Source organism: Bradyrhizobium sp. UFLA05-153 (assembly GCF_054185185.1).
In genome coordinates this window covers 41,672-59,008 of sequence record NZ_JBBIAM010000019.1, presented here as the reverse complement: position 1 = coordinate 59,008, position 17,337 = coordinate 41,672, and the positions used below count along the sequence as shown (strand labels likewise).

The 17,337-nt window shown below is 62.3% G+C and carries 15 protein-coding genes; 13 read left to right on the top strand and 2 right to left on the bottom strand.

Features of this window, described 5'->3' with window-relative positions:
* Positions 1 to 11 precede the first annotated feature (11 nt).
* The 6 genes from Q2941_RS14060 (at position 12) to Q2941_RS14035 (ending at position 7,774) form a co-directional block, all read left to right on the top strand.
* Complete coding sequence (locus Q2941_RS14060; protein ID WP_458192827.1) at positions 12 to 1,220, top strand: aspartate transaminase; 1,209 nt, start codon at positions 12 to 14, stop codon at positions 1,218 to 1,220.
* A gap of 95 nt (positions 1,221 to 1,315) precedes the next feature.
* The gene (gene nac / locus Q2941_RS14055; protein ID WP_254112988.1) at positions 1,316 to 2,257 is read left to right on the top strand and encodes a nitrogen assimilation transcriptional regulator NAC; all 942 of its coding nucleotides are present in this window, start codon (positions 1,316 to 1,318) and stop codon (positions 2,255 to 2,257) included.
* Between the two features lie 225 nt (positions 2,258 to 2,482).
* Complete coding sequence (locus Q2941_RS14050) at positions 2,483 to 4,549, top strand: hydantoinase/oxoprolinase family protein (RefSeq protein WP_458192826.1); 2,067 nt, start codon at positions 2,483 to 2,485, stop codon at positions 4,547 to 4,549.
* Between the two features lie 13 nt (positions 4,550 to 4,562).
* On the top strand, positions 4,563 to 6,245 hold the full coding sequence (locus Q2941_RS14045; protein ID WP_458192825.1) for a hydantoinase B/oxoprolinase family protein: 1,683 nt from the start codon (positions 4,563 to 4,565) through the stop codon (positions 6,243 to 6,245).
* A 7-nt stretch (positions 6,246 to 6,252) separates the two neighbouring features.
* Positions 6,253 to 7,056: an SDR family oxidoreductase gene (locus tag Q2941_RS14040; protein ID WP_027527110.1), complete on the top strand. Its 804-nt coding sequence runs from the start codon at positions 6,253 to 6,255 to the stop codon at positions 7,054 to 7,056.
* Positions 7,057 to 7,072: 16 nt separating this feature from the next.
* Positions 7,073 to 7,774 carry an HpcH/HpaI aldolase family protein gene (locus Q2941_RS14035; protein WP_254112985.1) on the top strand — a complete coding sequence of 234 codons (702 nt, stop codon included), beginning with the start codon at positions 7,073 to 7,075 and terminating at the stop codon, positions 7,772 to 7,774.
* A gap of 461 nt (positions 7,775 to 8,235) precedes the next feature.
* On the opposite strand, the gene Q2941_RS14030 is transcribed toward Q2941_RS14035, so the two are convergent.
* Both Q2941_RS14030 and Q2941_RS14025 read right to left on the bottom strand, forming a co-directional pair.
* Complete coding sequence (locus Q2941_RS14030) at positions 8,236 to 8,838, bottom strand: ANTAR domain-containing response regulator (protein WP_027527108.1); 603 nt, start codon at positions 8,836 to 8,838, stop codon at positions 8,236 to 8,238.
* Entirely contained in the window at positions 8,835 to 10,016 is a 1,182-nt protein-coding gene (locus Q2941_RS14025; protein ID WP_458192824.1) for a transporter substrate-binding domain-containing protein, read from the bottom strand. The genes Q2941_RS14030 and Q2941_RS14025 overlap by 4 nt, the downstream gene beginning before the upstream one ends.
* Positions 10,017 to 10,372: 356 nt before the next feature.
* Between Q2941_RS14025 and Q2941_RS14020 the strand changes: the two genes are divergently transcribed.
* The 7 genes from Q2941_RS14020 to Q2941_RS13990 are packed head-to-tail and all read left to right on the top strand — an operon-like array spanning position 10,373 to position 17,337.
* A complete protein-coding gene (locus Q2941_RS14020; RefSeq protein ID WP_027527106.1) occupies positions 10,373 to 11,890 on the top strand; it encodes an amidase in 1,518 nt (505 codons plus the stop codon).
* Positions 11,891 to 11,912: 22 nt separating this feature from the next.
* Positions 11,913 to 12,680, top strand: coding sequence for an acetamidase/formamidase family protein (locus Q2941_RS14015; RefSeq protein ID WP_458192823.1), 768 nt, complete (start codon positions 11,913 to 11,915; stop codon positions 12,678 to 12,680).
* Between the two features lie 31 nt (positions 12,681 to 12,711).
* Positions 12,712 to 13,935 (top strand): transporter substrate-binding protein, encoded by a 1,224-nt coding sequence (locus tag Q2941_RS14010; RefSeq protein WP_027527104.1) that lies wholly within the window; start codon positions 12,712 to 12,714, stop codon positions 13,933 to 13,935.
* A 39-nt stretch (positions 13,936 to 13,974) separates the two neighbouring features.
* Positions 13,975 to 14,841 carry a branched-chain amino acid ABC transporter permease gene (locus Q2941_RS14005; protein WP_027527103.1) on the top strand — a complete coding sequence of 289 codons (867 nt, stop codon included), beginning with the start codon at positions 13,975 to 13,977 and terminating at the stop codon, positions 14,839 to 14,841.
* Positions 14,838 to 15,911, top strand: coding sequence for an ABC transporter permease subunit (locus Q2941_RS14000; RefSeq protein WP_051390128.1), 1,074 nt, complete (start codon positions 14,838 to 14,840; stop codon positions 15,909 to 15,911). Before Q2941_RS14005 ends, Q2941_RS14000 begins: the two co-directional genes overlap by 4 nt.
* On the top strand, positions 15,911 to 16,633 hold the full coding sequence (locus Q2941_RS13995; RefSeq protein WP_458192822.1) for an ATP-binding cassette domain-containing protein: 723 nt from the start codon (positions 15,911 to 15,913) through the stop codon (positions 16,631 to 16,633). The genes Q2941_RS14000 and Q2941_RS13995 overlap by 1 nt, the downstream gene beginning before the upstream one ends.
* Positions 16,630 to 17,337: an ABC transporter ATP-binding protein gene (locus Q2941_RS13990; RefSeq protein WP_156944762.1), complete on the top strand. Its 708-nt coding sequence runs from the start codon at positions 16,630 to 16,632 to the stop codon at positions 17,335 to 17,337. Before Q2941_RS13995 ends, Q2941_RS13990 begins: the two co-directional genes overlap by 4 nt.

Below are 17,337 nucleotides of genomic sequence, written 5' to 3'. Positions count from 1 at the left end.
GGACGATCACAGTGACGATCTTCGTGCCGGCCGCGCGCGTCTCGCGCATCAAGATATCACCGACCACGGCGGCGTCCGCGCGGGTGCGCGAGCTGAAGGCCGCCGGCCGCGACATCGTCGACATGGCGATCGGCGAGCCTGATTTCGATACGCCCGACGACGTCAAGCAGGCGGCGCATGAGGCGATCGACCGCGGCGAGACCAAATATACCGCCGTCAACGGCACGGTTGCGCTGCGCAAGGCTGTGATCGCCGACTACAAGCGCCGCCTTGGGCTCGACTATGCGGACAATGAGATCTGCGTCGGCGGCGGCGCCAAGCAGATCCTGTTCCTGGCGCTGATGGCGAGCGTGGAGGAGGGCGCCGAAGTCATCATTCCCGCACCCTATTGGGTGTCCTATCCCGACATGGTCATCGCCAATGACGGCAAGCCCGTGATGGTCCGCTGCTCGGAGAACCAGGGCTTCAAGTTGACGGCCGAGGCGCTGGAAGCCGCGATTGCGCCGAAGACGCGCTGGCTGATCCTCAATGCGCCGTCGAACCCGACCGGCGCGGCCTATTCCCGCAGCGACCTCGAGGCGCTCGGTGCTGTGCTGCTTCGCCATCCCAATGTCCTTGTGCTGTCAGACGATATCTACGACCAAATCTGGTACCGCGACGAGCCTGCGACCACGTTGGCGGCAGCGGTGCCGGCCTTGAAGGATCGCATTCTGCTGACCAATGGCGTGTCCAAAACCTATGCCATGACTGGATGGCGGATCGGTTATGCCGCCGGCCCCGCGCCGCTGGTCGCGGCGATCAACAAGCTGCAATCGCAGATGTCTTCCTGTCCGTCGTCGATCAGCCAGGCGGCAGCGGCTCATGCGCTGACCAGCGACCAGTCGTTCGTGCGCGACAGCGTCAAGCTGTACAAGGAACGTCGCGACTACGCATGCGCGCGGCTGAATGCGATCCCGGGCCTGTCGTGCCTCGTGCCTGATGGCGCCTTCTACCTCTATCCCGGCTGTGCCGGCGTGATCGGCAAGACCACGCCAGATGGCAAGGTGATCGAGAACGATCTCGACTTCGTGCTCTATCTGCTTGACGGAGTCGGCGTCGCCGCCGTGCAGGGCGCGGCCTATGGCCTGTCGCCGTATTTCCGCCTGTCGATCGCGACCTCGATGGACGCGATCAAGGACGCCTGCGACCGGATCGAGCGGGCCTGCCGCGCCCTGCGCTGAGCGAAAACGGCGATCCCAGGAAGAAACTCATTGAAATCAATGGGCTAGATAAAGGATAGTGTCGGCACAGATTTGAGGAATAGCGTTCGACAGAGATGAGCGTCGATTTCAGGAAGCTGAAGAGCTTTGTCAAAGTCGTCGACGCCGGCAGCGTCTCGCGCGCCGCCGGCCTGTTGCGGACGGCGCAGCCGGCGCTCTCCCAGCAGATCGCCGCGCTCGAGAGCCACTTCAAGCACAAGCTGCTGCTCCGCTCCAACCACGGCATCGTCCCGACCGAAGCCGGCCTGATCCTCTATCGCCACGCCCAATTGCTGCTGAAGCAGATCGAACAGGCGCAGATCGATATCGATCAATCGACCAAGGCGCTGGCCGGGCGAGTGTCGATTGGCCTTGCGACCTATTCGGCATCGAGCACGCTGTCGCTGCCGATATTGAAGGAGATGTCGACGCTGCATCCGCAGATCATCGTCCATATCAATGACAGCTTTGGTCATGTACTGAGTGAGCTGATCATGACCGGCAAGATGGACATGGCCATGATCTACGGCTCCGGCCCGATCAAAGGCGTCAAGCTGCAACCGCTGTTTCGCGAAGAACTGTATCTTGTCTCGCGCGCCGGGCCGGCGGCGAAAAAGCCAGCGGATGAGCCGCTACCGCTGTCGGCGCTGGCCGACGTCAAGCTGCTGCTGCCGAGCCAGGGCCACTTTTTGCGGCGCCTGATCGATGAATCGCTTGCGCGGGCGCGAGTGACGCCGAATGTGACCTCTGAGATCGAGTCCGTCTCCGCGCTTGGCGCCGCCGTCACCGAGGGGCTCGGCTCGACCATCCTGCCGGCCTCGGTTGCGGCCGCCAGCGCGTCGAGCTTTGCCGGCGTCGAGGTGCGGCGGCTGGTGCGCCCCGCCATCGAGGCGACTGTCTCCTTGTGCGTCTCCGATCATCTGCCGCTGTCGGAGCCGGCGCTTGCCACGCGCGCAGTCCTGCTGACCGTCGTCGAGAAGCTGATGCGCAGCCATCCGCAGGGCATCCGGACCGTCTAGACAACACGCTTGCACTTCAAAGTGCCGCGCCTCGCCATGCTCGGCGGTTGCATCGCGCCGGTTTCGTCGAGCCATAAACAAAACCTATGGCGGCAGACCGGAGTTGTGGTGGTCGCGTGCGACCGCATTTCCTACCTTCGAATACGTCGTGGATTTGATCGCACGATCTGCAGGCGATTTCGACGGATCAGCATCGTCGTGAAGGCGATCGCTTCGAGGAAAAAGATGGCCAAGCTCGCATTCGATACCGGCGGCACCTTCACCGATTTCGCGCTGCTCGACGACAACGGCGAACTTCATCTTCACAAAGTGCTGAGCACGCCAACCAACCCGGCCGAGGCCGTGGTTCGCGGGGTTTCCGAACTGCTCGCCGAGTTCGGCGACGTCGTCGATCTCGACAGCCTTCAGGTGCTCGGTGCCACCACCGTCGTCACCAATGCCGTGCTGGAGCGCAAGGGCGTCAAGACCGGGTTCATCTCGACGGCCGGCTTCCAGGACATGCTGCGCATCCGCAACGAGGGGCGCTACGATCTCTACGATCTGAATCTGAAGTATCCCGATCCGCTGGTGACCCGTGCCAACAGCTTTGGCGCGATCGAGCGGATCTCGGCTGACGGTGACGTCATCACGGCGCTGGAGGAGGAGACGGTCCGCGAGATCGCCGGTCGGTTGCGTACGGAAGGCATCAAGTCCGTCGCCGTCTGTCTGCTGCACGCCTATAAATATCCGGATCACGAGCAGCGCATTGCAGCGCTGCTGCGCGAGGAGGATCCCGATATCTTCGTGTCGTTGTCGTCCGAGGTCTGTCCGGAGGTTCGCGAGTTCGACCGTGCCTCGACTACCGTCGTCAATGCCTATACGCGACCGCAGATGTCGGGCCACGTCGCCCATCTCGAACGCGAATTTTGCGCCAGGGGCATCCATCGCCAGGTGCTCTGGATGACCTCGTCGGGCGGCCTCGTGCCGAGCAGCCGCGCCGCTGAGCTACCGGTGCGACTGATTGAATCGGGGCCGGCCGCCGGCGCCGTCGCCGCCGCTGAGTTCGGCCGTATCGCCGGCGAAGGCAGCGTGCTGTCCTTCGATATGGGCGGCACCACCGCGAAATTGTGCCTGATCCCGAACGGTGAGCCGACGGTCGGCACCGACCTCGAGGTCGCGCATTATCACCGCTTTCGAAAGGGTTCGGGCTTCCCACTGAAAATCCAGTCGATCCGCATGATCGAGATCGGCGCCGGCGGCGGCTCGATCGCGGCGAAGAATCCGCTCGGCCTGCTCGACGTCGGTCCGCGGTCGGCGGGGGCGTTGCCGGGGCCGGCGGCCTATCAGCGCGGCGGCACCGAGCCGACCGTCACGGACGCCGATATCCTACTCGGCTATATGGGCACCGAATCCTTCGTCGGCGGCTCGTTCAAGGTGTCGAGGGACGCCGCGCTCGCCGCGATGACGAAGCTCGCGGCCTCGCTCGACGTCAGCGTTCCTCGCTGCGCCTTCGGCATCCACGATCTCGTCAATGAATCCATGAGCAAGGCCGCGGCGGTTCACGCGACAGACCTCGGCGTCGATCCACGCAGCCTGCCGATGGTCGCCTTCGGCGGCGCCGGGCCGGTGCATGCCTATGGCATCGCGCGCAAGCTCGGCATCAGGCGCATCATCTGCCCGACCGGCGCCGGCGTCACGTCGGCAATCGGCCTCTTGATCGCGCCGGTCGCGGTTGATCTGTCCGCGAGCTTCCCGATGCAGGTCGACAATTGGGACTTTGCCGCGATGGATCGCCTGCTCGGCGATCTCTCGGCCCAAGGGGCTGAGGTCGTGCGCGCCGCCGGCGTTGCGCCGGAGACCATCACCAACAGCTACACGGTCGACATGCGTCACGTCGGCCAGGGCCACGAGATCACGGTCGCGCTGCCGGATCGCAGCCTGCCGCCAAAGCAATTCCATGAGGAGTTGCTCGCCAATTTCTACAAGCTCTATTGCGAGCTGTTCGGCCGCACCGTCGCGGGCTCGTCCGTCGAGGTGATCACCTGGCGCCTGCGCTCCAGCGGCGAGAAGGATCAGGTCACGCCGCCGCACACCCGCCACGCCGCCGAGGCCCGCAAGGGCACCCGCTCGGTCTATTTCAGCGAAGCCGGCGGCTTCGTCGATACGCCGGTCTACGACCACTACAAACTCCCCGTCGGCGAAGCGATCCAGGGGCCGGCGATCGTCGAGCAGCGCGAGTCGACCGCGGTGGTCGGGCCGAGCGGCACGGCGCATGTCGACATCAACGGCAATCTCGTGATCAACATCGCCTAAGGACTACGCCCTCATGTCCGCGAACGCTGCCGACTTCAACGATCCGATCAATCTGCAGGTGATGTGGAATCGCTTGATCTTCATCGCCGACCAGGCCGACATCGTGCTCGGCCGCACCGCGTTCTCGCCGATCGTGCGCGAGAACCATGACTATGTCACTGTGCTGCTCGACAGCCGCGGCCGCGCGCTGGCGCAGTGCACCTGGTCGATCCCGGTGTTCATCACCTCGCTGCCGGTCGCCGCGCAAAAATACTTCCTGCCGAAGTTCCCGGCCGAGACGCTCCAGGAAGGCGACGTGCTCGCCACCAACGATCCGGAGATCGGCACCGGCCATCTGCCCGACGTGACCATGATCACGCCGATCTTCAAGAACGGCAAGGTCGTGGCCTATGCCGGCTCGATCGCGCATCTGCCCGACATTGGCGGCGCTCCCTTGCACTCCGAAGCGAGCGACATCTTCGAAGAGGGCATTCGCTTCCCGATCGTGAAGCTGCACAAGGCCGGCGTCCCCAACCAGGACGTTCTCGACATCATCGCCGCGTCCGTTCGCCTGCCGACCGAGGTGATGGGCGATCTCGAATCCATGGTCGCGGCCAACAACGTCATGGGCCGCGAGCTGGTCAAATTTCTCGACGAGTATGGTCTCGACAGCATCGACGAGCTGGCCGACGCCATCCACACCCGCTCCGAAGCGCAGACCCGGCGCGCGATCCGGCAATGGCCGAACGGCACCTATAGCGCCGAGGTCCTGCTCGACGGCTATGACACCGACGTGACGCTCAAGGCGTCCGTGATCATCCGCGACGATTCCATTCATGTCGACTACACGGGCACATCAGAGCAAATTCTTCACTCGATCAATTGCCGCACCAACTACCGCTACGCCCATTCGGTCTACGCGCTGAAATGCCTGCTCGACCCCGATACCCCGAACAACGAGGGTTGCATCACGCCGATCACGGACGAGGCGCCGCTCGGGTCCATCCTCAATCCCGAGCAGTGGACCGCGGGCAACTCGCGTAACTTGATTGGCCATGTCATTCCGTCTCTGATCTTCAAGGCGCTGGAGGGCGTGGTGCCTGACAAGGTGATGGGCGACAGCGGCGGTGCGCCGATCTGGGCCGCCAATTGCGTGGGTCGGCGCGACGATGGTTCGCAATATGGCTCGGTGCAGAATTTCCACGGCGGGCAGGGCGCCCGCGCCGAATTTGACGGGCTGGACACCCTGAGCTTTCCGTCCAATTGCCGCGTCACGGCGATCGAAATGTTCGAGATCGCGGTGCCTGCGCTCACCGAGTGCAAGGAGCTCATTGCGGACTCCGGGGGCGCCGGCAGGAGCCGCGGCGGCCTCGGCCAGCGCGTCGTGCTGCGCAATCTCGGGCGCAACCCGATGAACATCTACCTCGCGTCCGAGCGCGTGCGGCATCCGTGCTTCGGTGTCGTCGGCGGGAAGTCGGGCAGCACCGGCAAAGTGTCCCGAAATGGGGAACCGCACTTCCCCAAGGGCAAGGTGGTACTGAAGACCGGCGATCGCCTCGAGGTCGAGACACCGGGCGGCGGCGGTTGGGGACGGACATCGGAGCGCGCGGCGGTTGCGATCGAGCTCGACCTCGCCGAAGGCTTGATCACGCCAGCGGCCGCGAGGCAGATTTACGGCTATCAACGCTCCAGTGTGGCGGCGACTGCCGCCGAATAGGGGTATCATGGGTCTCCTCGACGGAAAGGTTGCACTCGTCACCGGCGCGGGAACGGGAATCGGACGCGAGACCGCGATCCTGCTTGCCGGGGAAGGCGCATCGGTTGTTCTGACCGGACGGCGGATCGATCCGCTGCGGGACGTCGTTAGCGTGATCGAGAAATCAGGCGGCAAGGCCGTCGCCCATGTGCTGGACGTGGCGTCGCGCGAGTCGATTTTGGAGACAGTTGCCTGGGCCAAGCGGAACGTTGGGGCGATCGACATCCTCGTCAACAATGCCGGCAGCGCCAGCAAGGTGCTGAACGCCCGCTTTATCAGCGAGGCCGAGTGGAACGCGACGGTGAACGTCAATCTCACCGCGGTGTTCAATCTGACCCAGGCCGTGCTGGAGGACATGATCGCTCGGAAGGAAGGCACGGTCATCACCGTGTCGTCGCTCGCGGTCGTCACTCCGAACCTGCTCGGTGGCGCCGCCTATGGTGCGGCCAAGGCCGGCGTGAAGAATTTCATGACCTTCCTGCACAACACCTACCGCAACCAGGGTATCCGCGCGACGACCATCCTGCCCGGCGAGACCGATACCCCGATCATGGACAATCGAGCGCGCCCGCCGCTCGAGAGCGAACGCGCCGTGATGCTCGATCCGCACGATGTCGCACGCGCCGTGTTGCTCTGCGCCAGCCTGCAGAAGGGCGCCATGATTCCTGAACTGCACATCTGCCCGACTTTCATGCGCGATACGTCCGCGGACATCGAGACCGCTCGCTGGGTCGGTGCGCCCGAGGGGTTGAAGGACAAGCCGAAGAGCTAAAGGAAAAGGATCTCCCATGAACGGAGCCAAATTACGCGAGCGTCTTGCCAAGGGCGAGGCGGTCACCATGCTCACGCCGCACCACACCTCGTCGGGCCTCGCGGTGCGCCTGGTCGAGCTCGGCGCGGATGCGATCTTCGTCGATTGCGAGCACGGCACCTGGAGCTTTGAGGATGTGCGCGTCACCGCACAGGCGATCCGCGGCGCGGGCGGCGCGGCCATCGTTCGCCCGCACTCGCATGAGCGGCCAGTCCTGATCCGCTATCTCAATGCGGGCGCCGACGGCCTGATGGTGCCGATGGTCGATACCGCCGATCAGGCGCGTGCTATCGTTGACGCGGTCCGCTATGCGTGCCCCGCCGATCATGAGAAGCGGCTGACCATTTGCATGATCGAGACGCCGCTGGCGATCGACAATATCGATGAGCTGCTCACGGTGGAGGGCGTCGACGTCTTCTTCATCGGGCCCGGCGACCTGTCCCAGAACATGGGCTTTCCGCCAGCCCCGCCATTCGGTCAGCCGCGTCCGCAGGCCGTGATCGAGCGCGTTGGATTTGCGGTGAAGACGATCCGGGCGGCAGGCAAGATCGCCGGCACGCTCGTCACCGCAGATGAGCTGCCATCATGGTTCGAGCAGGGCGTGCGGTATTTCTACATTCACTCCGATCCGTTCCTTCGCGTCGGGCTGGCCCGCGTGAAGAAGGTGCTCGGCCGATAGGTTCCATCAACCGAAGCGACCTGACCCCAAGTATGTCGACTTGGGTCAAAGTAAGACGTTGCGGGGGAGGGCAGTTCATTGCGGCAAAGTAGACCACTATTGATCCCTCCCGATCGTCTTGGCTGGAATTGGACCAAATTGGCCCATGATGGATTGGGGTGAGAGTTTAGGTTTTTCAAATAGTTAGAAGGCAGCGTGTGCACGACGTGTGCACCGGGAGATCAAGAAAAATCTTGTTACAGCCAATGTGAGCGGGCCTTCTGAAGCGGCCCGTCTTTGTTTGGTGCTTGGGGTAGATCCGCGACTGCTGGAGGCAGCAGTCTGAAGTTTTCGGAGATGGACAGCGTCGCGGCGATCAGACGGAGTTGCAGACGCGGGCTCGGCAGCTCTTGGCGTATTGAAGAAGTCCACGAAGTGACGATCCAAGATTGATGCAGTGCGTCGGCTTTTAGCAACTAATGCTATGCAGTTCGTGTAGTCCGGTTCGGCATTCCACCGGCCGCAATGATCTCCGCGCTCAACACTTCGATCGTCGTGCGATGCCGCATCGCGGTCTGTCGAATAAGCGAAAAGGCGTCCGTCTCCGACAAGCCGTGACCGCGCATGATCTGCAGAACGGCGGCGAACACAATACGCCGGGATCGAATGCGGTCTTCCAGTTTCTCGATGTGGATGGCTTCGTCAACCCTTCGCTGCGCTGAATCGAACGCAACCACTAGCGCGGTGTAAAGTCCGGCCGAACGCAGCGGTTTGATGAGAAAAGAGGCCGGCCGCAAATCGAGCAACCACTTCAGTCGGCTGGGCGTTTCCGTTCCAATCAGCGCGATGATCGGTACGTTGCCTTTCCACAAGGTGGCCTGATCGGACTTGATGGGAATGCTGTCCGCATCCATCAGGATGACATCAACGGCCCGGTTCGCCGGTGGCGGCTCGGCCGGATCGTGCTCCGAAATCGCCATACCGAGGCGGCTAAGTTGGCGGCGCACGATAGAAATCTCGCGCTCATCTCTCATCACCATGAGAGCGCGACGGCCGCCAACAGAGAAGGGCGATGGCTTGGTCATTTCACGACACGCAGATGGGCGGAGCGCTTCGTCATCGTATCATTGCTCTTTTCCAGCCTCGTGCCAATCGTCGTGAGGTCAAGGTTCGAGAGATAAGGATCGGGACGCTCGGGGGCATCCGCCTCCCAGAAGATATTGAACCGACATCCAGGCTCGGAGCGTGCCAACCGTGGTGTGAGGAAGCAGTGGTTATTATCGGGATCGACCCAAACCGGTCCCTGCGGGGAATCGTAGCGATGATTTGCCGCAGCGCGCCGCACGGCGCTGACGTCCGCGGATCCCGCTCGGCGGATGGCGCGGGCGAGCAGCATGACGCAAACGTAAGTCGATTGTCCGTCGACGGAAAGGCTGCTGTCCGCGCCGTGGCGTGCCTTCCACCGCGCCACAAAGCTGCGATTTTCCGCTCCCTCGATGCTCTCGAAATATGCAGATGACGTGACACATCCTACAGAAGCCGCCGATCCGATCAGCTTAAGTTCGGGCTCACAAAGGCTGCAGCTCAGCATCGGGATCGAGAGAGCAGCACGCGCCGCCGCAACGTGGAGCGCGCGCATGAAGGCGTAGCTGGACTCACCAACCAGCGTATTGAAGACGACCGGCGGTTTCCGGTCGATGACTTCCCTGACGATGTGGTCCACGGCCGTCTCGCCGAGTTCCAGCAGGCGTTCGGCAAGGATACGGCCTCCTGCGCTGCTTACGATTTCGCGAATGACGCGGTTCATTTCCCAGGTCCAGATGTAGTTCGACCCGATGCAGAATACGTCCGTCGAGATGTGGTCCAGCATATGGCGGACTAGAGGCACGACGTGCTGGTTGGGCGCGGCACCGACGTAGATGACGTTGTCACTGCTTTCGAACCCTTCATAGCGCGCTGGATGCCAGAGCAGCCGTTCGGTCCGTTCGACGATCGGAATAACCTGCTTGCGTGAGGCCGAGGTGTAGCACCCGACGATATGGCTAACCTGATCTTCGCGAATGAGGTCGGCGCATGCGGTGTGATAGCCGGCGACCACCCCGCCGGGATCGCGCAAGCGAGGCGTGAATGTGAAATCGAACTCGGCGCTTTGATTGATTTCGTCGACCGCCATCAACGCGCTCTTGCGCATCTCGCCGGCCATCATGGCGTAAGGTCCCGATTGGGAAAATACGAGGCCGAGAGGGATGGACGACTTGGTCATGAAGAAGCTGGGCCCTGTGCGGCAACAATCTTCTCGCGAGAAAGTAGGCTTTGCTTCCTTGTATCGTCAATCCGCACTGCGCGTCATTCGTACTGTCAGCATAAAAAAGACGCTAGCCTCGCATTGACAAGGTCGGCAACGCTAATACACAATATCGCGGTACGTGAATGCGTGCATGACGAAAATGTTTTCGCGCGGCCGATGACGTCTGAGTGAAGACTTCCGAGTTTCGTTCTGCAACGCAACCTACGCGACCATCGATAGCAGCGGCATTGATGCCATTCGGGGCCTTTTGGGCCGCGGATGGCTTTTTTCGTTTTGTCTGGCAAACACGCGAAATAGGCCAAGGGTGGAGCATGGCGGTTCGCCTTCCGACGCTGGAGCAGATCGACGATCTAGGGTCCAACTTTGGTCTCGTCCTTACTGCTGACGAGATTGCTGCGTTTCAGCAGGCCTTCAAGGGGCCGTTGGCTTCCTACGGCCGGCTGGACGAGTTGGTGCCGCCGGCGCTGGCGCCGATCGCGCCACGTTCGCCGGGTTATCGGCCCACGGCATCCGAAAATCCCTTCGGGGCCTGGTACTGGAAGACGAATATCCGCACCGGCGCAGAGGGGTTGTTGAGCGGCAAAACGATCGCGATCAAGGATAACATCTGCGTCGCCGGCGTGCCGATGATGAATGGTTCGGCGCTGCTCGAAGGTTATGTTCCCGAAATCGACGCCACCGTCGTGACGCGGATTCTCGACGCCGGTGGCACCATCGCAGGCAAGGCTGCGTGCGAGGATCTCTGCTTTTCAGGCGCAAGCCATACCTGCGCCGGCGGCGTGATCCGCAACCCGCACAATCCGGCTCACAGCGCTGGCGGCTCGTCCGGCGGGAGCGCCGCGCTGGTGGCATCGGGTGAAGTACCGATGGCGCTCGGCGGCGACCAGGGTGGCTCGATCAGAACGCCATCAAGCTGGTGCGGCGTTTATGGCCTGAAGCCGACCTGGGGCCTAGTGCCGACCACGGGCTCGATGCCGATCAGCTACTCGGTTGATCATTGCGGTCCCATGTGCGCTTCGGTCGAAGACGTTGCGCGGCTGCTGACGGCTATCGCCGGTCATGACGGTTGGGATACCCGAACCATTGCCGCGCGCACTGGAGACTATATGGCGGCGCTCGGCGATCCGGCGAGAGGACTGAGCATCGGCGTCCTGCACGAGGGGTTTGGCCATTCCGAGAGCGATCCCGCGGTCAATGAGAAGGTGCGGCAAACCATTGCGGCGCTGGATAAAGCGGGAGTCGAAAGCGAGGAGGTCTCGATCGCCTGGCATCTCGACGGACCGCATGTCTGGAGCGGCGTCATCCTGGAAGGCGCCGCCGAGATGATGCTGAAGGGTTTTGGCGTCGGTAACAACGTCCAAGGCTACTACCCGCTCTCGATGCAGGAGGCGCTTGCGCGGGGCATGGGGACGCGGATCAACGACGTATCGCCGACGGTGAAACTGGTGCTGATGCTCGGCGAATACATGCACCGGCATTATCACGGGCGCTATCATTCCAAGGCGCAGAACCTGCGGGTGCTGCTGCGGCGGGCCTACGACGACGCGCTGAAAAAGTTCGACGCGCTTGTTATGCCGACCATTCCCTTCACTGCAACGCCGATTCCGCCGCCCGATGCGCCGCTGAACACCGTGATCGACGTCGCCCTCAATATGCAGGCGAATACCTGTTCGTTCGATGTTTCGGGACATCCCGCTTTCACCGTGCCATGCGGCCGCGTCGATGGTTTGCCGGTAGGCCTGATGCTGGTCGGGCGTCACTTCGAGGAAGCGACGCTGATACGGTTGGCGCGGGCGATCGAAACCGCCGTAGACTGGAAATCAAATTGAACGAGCCAAATCCGACGCTGGCATGCGTTTTGTCGTGCCGATTGCTTTCGAGGCTATCGCGATGACCGACGACACCTGGCTGAGCACATCGATCATGGCAAAGCGCGGCCTCGCCAAGGGGCAGGCCGGCAAGCACCACGAACTCACGATCGAGAAGCAGGGCACTTTCTGCGGCTTGGTCGGAACGGCGTCGACCGCGTTACTCAATCCGCCGTTACCCGAACGGGTCAGGGTGATGCATGTCGACAAGGGCGGAGTGCGCTGGAGCGACAAGATCACGCTGCCTTACCAGCCGTTCATCGGTACCATCGGGATCTCGCCCGAGATCGAGGCGATTTCGTCGCTGCAGCCCGATTATCACGGCGGCAATATGGACCTGCCGGATGTTGCGCCGGGCGCGATCCTCTATTTCCCCGTGCATGTCAAAGGCGGGTTTCTGTATGTCGGCGATTGCCATGCCGTCCAGGGCGACGGCGAATTGTCGGGCGTTGCGATCGAACAGCGCGCCACCGTGACGATGCAGATCGACGTCATCAAGGGCTGGAGCTTTGCCTGGCCGCGGCTCGAGACCAGGGAGTTTCTGATGACGATAGGCAGCGCCCGGCCGCTGGAAGATGCGGCGCGCATCGCCTATCGCGAACTGGTCCGCTGGATGGGCGCGGAGTACGGCTTCGACGAGATCGATGCCTACATGCTGCTCAGCCAGGCTGGACGAATCCGGCTCGGCAACATGGTTGACCCAAAATACACGATGGGCGCGTCAATTCTGAAAAAATACCTGACTTCATGAAGCATCGGCAACCGCGAGGAGGACTAGCGCTATGAGGGTGAATCGCAGAACGTTCTTGCAGAGTACCGCTGCGATCGCTGCCGCGGGGATGTTTTCCTCCAGCGCATGGGCGGAAGATCCGATCAACGTCGCCAGCATTCACGATCTCTCCGGCGGCCTCGACATCTACGGCAAGCCGATGGTCGACGCGTTGACGCTTGCGATCGAGGAAGCCAACGCGGCGGGCGGCCTCTTGGGCCGGCAGGTCAAGCTGATCAACTATGACACACAGTCGAACATGCAACTCTACACCCAGTTCGCGCAGCAGGCGGCCCTGAAGGACAAGGTCGCGGTCGTCCATGGCGGTATCACCTCGGCGTCGCGCGAAGTGATCCGGCCGGTGCTCGACAAGTTCAAGACGCTGTATTTCTACAATACGCAGTATGAAGGCGGTGTCTGCGACCGCAACCAGTTCGACACCGGCGTGACCCCGGCGCAGACGGTGGAAAAGCTGGTGCCTCATGCCATGAAGAAATGGGGCAAGAAGGTCTACGTCGTCGCGGCCGACTACAATTACGGGCAGATCACATCGCAATGGGTGAAAAAATACGTCACCGAAAATGGCGGCGAGGTGTCCTCGATTGACTTTTTCCCGCTCGACGTCACCAATTTCGGTCCGACCATCTCCAAAATCCAGGCGGCCAAGCCGGATTTCGTCTGGTCGGCACTGGTCGGTGGCGCGCACATCTCGTTCTACCGCCAATGGGCGGCCGCGGGCATGCGCAAGAGCATTCCGATGGCATCGACTACGTTTGCGGTCGGCAACGAGCACATCGTGCTGTCGCCCGATGAATGCAACGGCATGCTGATCTGCTACAACTATTTCCAGGACCTGAAGAACCCCGTCAACGAGAGTTTCGTGGCGAGTTTCCACAAGCGCTTCGGCACCGACTATCCGAACATCACCGAACTCGCGATGGGTACCTATCAGGGGTTCCGGCTGTGGGCGGAAGCGGTCAAGAAGGCCGGCAGCGTCGATCGGATGAAGGTCATCGAAGCCCTGGAGACCGGGATCAGCATCGATGCGCCTTCCGGCAAGGTCACCATCGATCCGCCGACGCACCATTGCGTGCTCGACGTGCACATCGCCGAAGTCGCCGACAAGAAGCTCAAGGTGCTGGAAGATTTTGCCCAGCAGAAGCCCGCCGATACCGCAGCTGTCTGCGACCTCATCAAGAACCCGACCGACAACCAGCAATACGTGATCAAGATTTGAGACCGGACCGGCTCTCAATTCTGTTTCGGAAAGGTGAACGTGGATCTCGCTGTTCTTCTGGCAATCCAGGTCCTGTATGCGATAGCCAGCCTGGCGCTAATCAGCGTCGGGCTGGCGATCATCTTCGGCATGATGCGCGTCATCAATCTCGCGCATGGCGAATTCCTGATGCTCGGCGGATATGCGGCAATCGTCGCCACCAGCCACGGCATCAGCATCTGGATCGCGATGCTGGTGGTGGCACCGATCGTGGTCGGCCTCATCGGCGTCGTCGTCGAGCGGACCATTATCCGTTTTCTCTATGGTCGCATGATCGACACCATGCTGGCTACCTGGGGTCTCAGCCTGTTCCTGGTCGGGCTGACCACGGCGATCTTCGGCAATACCACTGTCGGCATCTCAGCGCCGCTCGGCAGCTTCCAGATCGGCGCCTACCGCACCAGCGCCTACACGCTGTTCGTGATCACCGTCGCGGCCGTAGTGCTGGCTGTGATCTTCGTCGTGATGCGCTGGACGCGGCTTGGCCTGATCGCCCGCGGCACGATGCAAAACGCCAACATGGCCTCGGCGCTTGGTGTCAATCCGCCCCGCGTTTACGCCATCACCTTCGGTCTCGGCGCGGCGCTGTCGGGACTTGCCGGCGCCGTGCTGGCGCCGGTCTCCGGTGTATTCCCTACCATCGGCGTTGCCTATGTCGCCAAATCCTTCATCACGGTGATCGGCGGCGGCGCCGCGATCCTCAGCGGCACGGTGTCGGCGTCGGCGCTGTTCGGCAGCATCAACCAGATCGCGACCTTCGTCACCACGCCGGTTTTCGGTGAAGTCGCGTTGCTCGCGGCCGCGATCATTCTGATCCGCCTGCTGCCGCAAGGCATCACCGGCCGCTTCTTCCGGAGAGGCCTGTGAACGCCCGCGCGCTCAATCTGATCGGCCTTGGCCTCGTCGGCGTGATCGGCATTGCGTTCCTGGTGCTGGTACCGCGTTTCTTCGAACTCGACGTCGTGCTCGAGTTCACGGTCTACATGATCATGGCGATACTGGCGCTGAGCCTCGCTCTGATCTGGGGTTATGGCGGCATACTTTGTTTCGGCCAATCCGCGTTCTTCGGGCTGGGCGCGTATACCTATGCGATCGCGATGTTCAACATCGGCGAGAGCACGGTCCCGCTGCTGCTTGCCGTCATCGTGCCGGCCGCGTTCGCGGCGCTGCTCGGCTATTTCATGTTCTACGGGCGCATCAGCGACGTCTATCTCGGCGTCATTACGCTGACCGTGACGCTGATCCTGTTCAATTCCATTAACTCGACTGCGGGACCGGAATTCCATATCGGCTCGGCACGACTCGGCGGCTTCAACGGCATTCCCGGGATCCCGCCGTTGAATGTGCCCGGCAACAAGCGTGCGCCGATTGATCTCGAAGGCATGTTCTATCTGGCGACCGCCGCATTGCTCGCGACCTATTTCGGATTGCGCCTGCTGCTGGCGAGCCGGTTCGGCCGCATCATCGTCGGCATCCGGGAAAACGAACGGCGTGCTGAACTGCTTGGCTATGATCCGCGCGCCTACAAGCTCGCGACATTCACCATTGGTGGTGCGCTGGCCGGATTTGCCGGGTGCCTGTTCGCCAATTGGGGCAACTTCGTCAGTCCCACGATCTTCGGTCTCGCCCAATCCGCGCAGATCATCATCTGGGTTATCGTCGGCGGGCGCGGCACGCTGATCGGGCCGATCGTCGGGTGCATCGGCATTCAATGGCTCACGACCGCGCTCGGCGCCAACCAGCCCAGCGGCGGTTCGGACTGGTGGGCCAAGATCTTTGCCAACGCGCCCCTGATCTTCGGCATTATCCTGATTGCGTTCGTGCTGCTGGTGCCCAAAGGACTGGTGCCGACGCTCGGCGATATCGGCCAATCGCTACTCGCGTCGCGTGGCAAAGAGGCGAAGCGGCTACAGCCTAAGCGGGCGGAGGAGGGTTGATGGCCGCGCCGCTGCTTCAGACCCAGGATCTCAGCATGCATTTCGGCGGCGTTCGCGCCGTGCTGCACGTCAATTTCTCGCTGGCCGAAGGCGAACTGCGCTGCCTGATCGGCCCCAACGGCGCAGGCAAGAGCACGTTCTTCAAGATGCTGACCGGGCAACTGGAGCCGACCCATGGCCGGGTGCTGTTCCGCGGCCAAGACATTTCGCACGCGCACGCCCACGACATCGCCCGGCTCGGCATCGGCATCAAGACCCAGGTGCCGAGCGTCTTCGATGGCCTTTCGGTCCGTGAAAATATCTGGCTTGCAGCAAACCGCCTTCATTCCCGCGATGAGGCGAGGCGCGTCGTCGACGAGATGCTGGCGAGGGTCGGCCTGACGGAAGCCGCTGAACGCCTGGTCGGCCAGCTGGCCCATGGGCAGCGGCAATGGGTCGAACTTGGGCTGGTGCTGGCGACCGATCCCAAATTGATCCTGCTCGACGAGCCCGCCGCCGGCATGACCCACGAGGAGGTCAACAAGACGGCCGAATTGGTACGCGAGATCAACCGCACCAAGGCGCTGATCGTCGTCGAGCACGACATGCAGTTCATCCGCATGATCGCCAAGCAGGTCACGGTATTCAATCAGGGCAGCGTGTTAGTCGAAGACACCGTTGAGAACATCATGCGCGATCCGCAGGTGCGCGACATCTATCTGGGCAAACAGGCGGCCGCATGATGCTCGATGTACAGGGACTGCGAACAGGATATGGCCGGATTCCGATCCTCAATGGGGTAAGCTTCTCCGTCAATGAGGGCGAATTCATCGGCATTCTCGGTCACAATGGCATGGGCAAGACCACGCTGCTCAAGGCGCTGATGGGGTTTTTGCCGGCGACCAGCGGTCGCGTGATGTTCGGCCATGACGACGTCACGGCGATCGAACCCTATCGGCGCGCGCGGCTCGGTCTCGGCTACGTGCCGCAGGGCCGGGAGATCTTCCCCGGGCTCACCGTCTACGAGAATCTGCGCATGGGTTGCAATACGCAGGACCGCGCGGAAGAAGACATCATCGCGAGCGTACTGGAGGAATTTCCCCGCCTGAATTCGTTGCTCGATCGCCCCGGCGGCGCGCTGTCGGGCGGCGAGCAGCAATTGCTGGCGATCGCGCGCTGCCTTTGCGGCGACCCGCGGCTAATCCTGCTCGACGAGCCGACGGAAGGCATTCAGCCCTCGATCATCGACGAGATCGTCGAAACACTGCAGCGGCTGCGGGCCAGAAGCGGGCTCACCATGATCTTAGTCGAGCAGAATCTGGACTTCATTGCTGCGCTGTCGCAGCGCATCCTGATTATCCAGAAGGGCGCGATTACCCGGGAAGTGGAGCCAGGCGAACTCGGCGACGCAAGCCTCGTCGGAGAATTTGTCGGTATCGCAACGTAA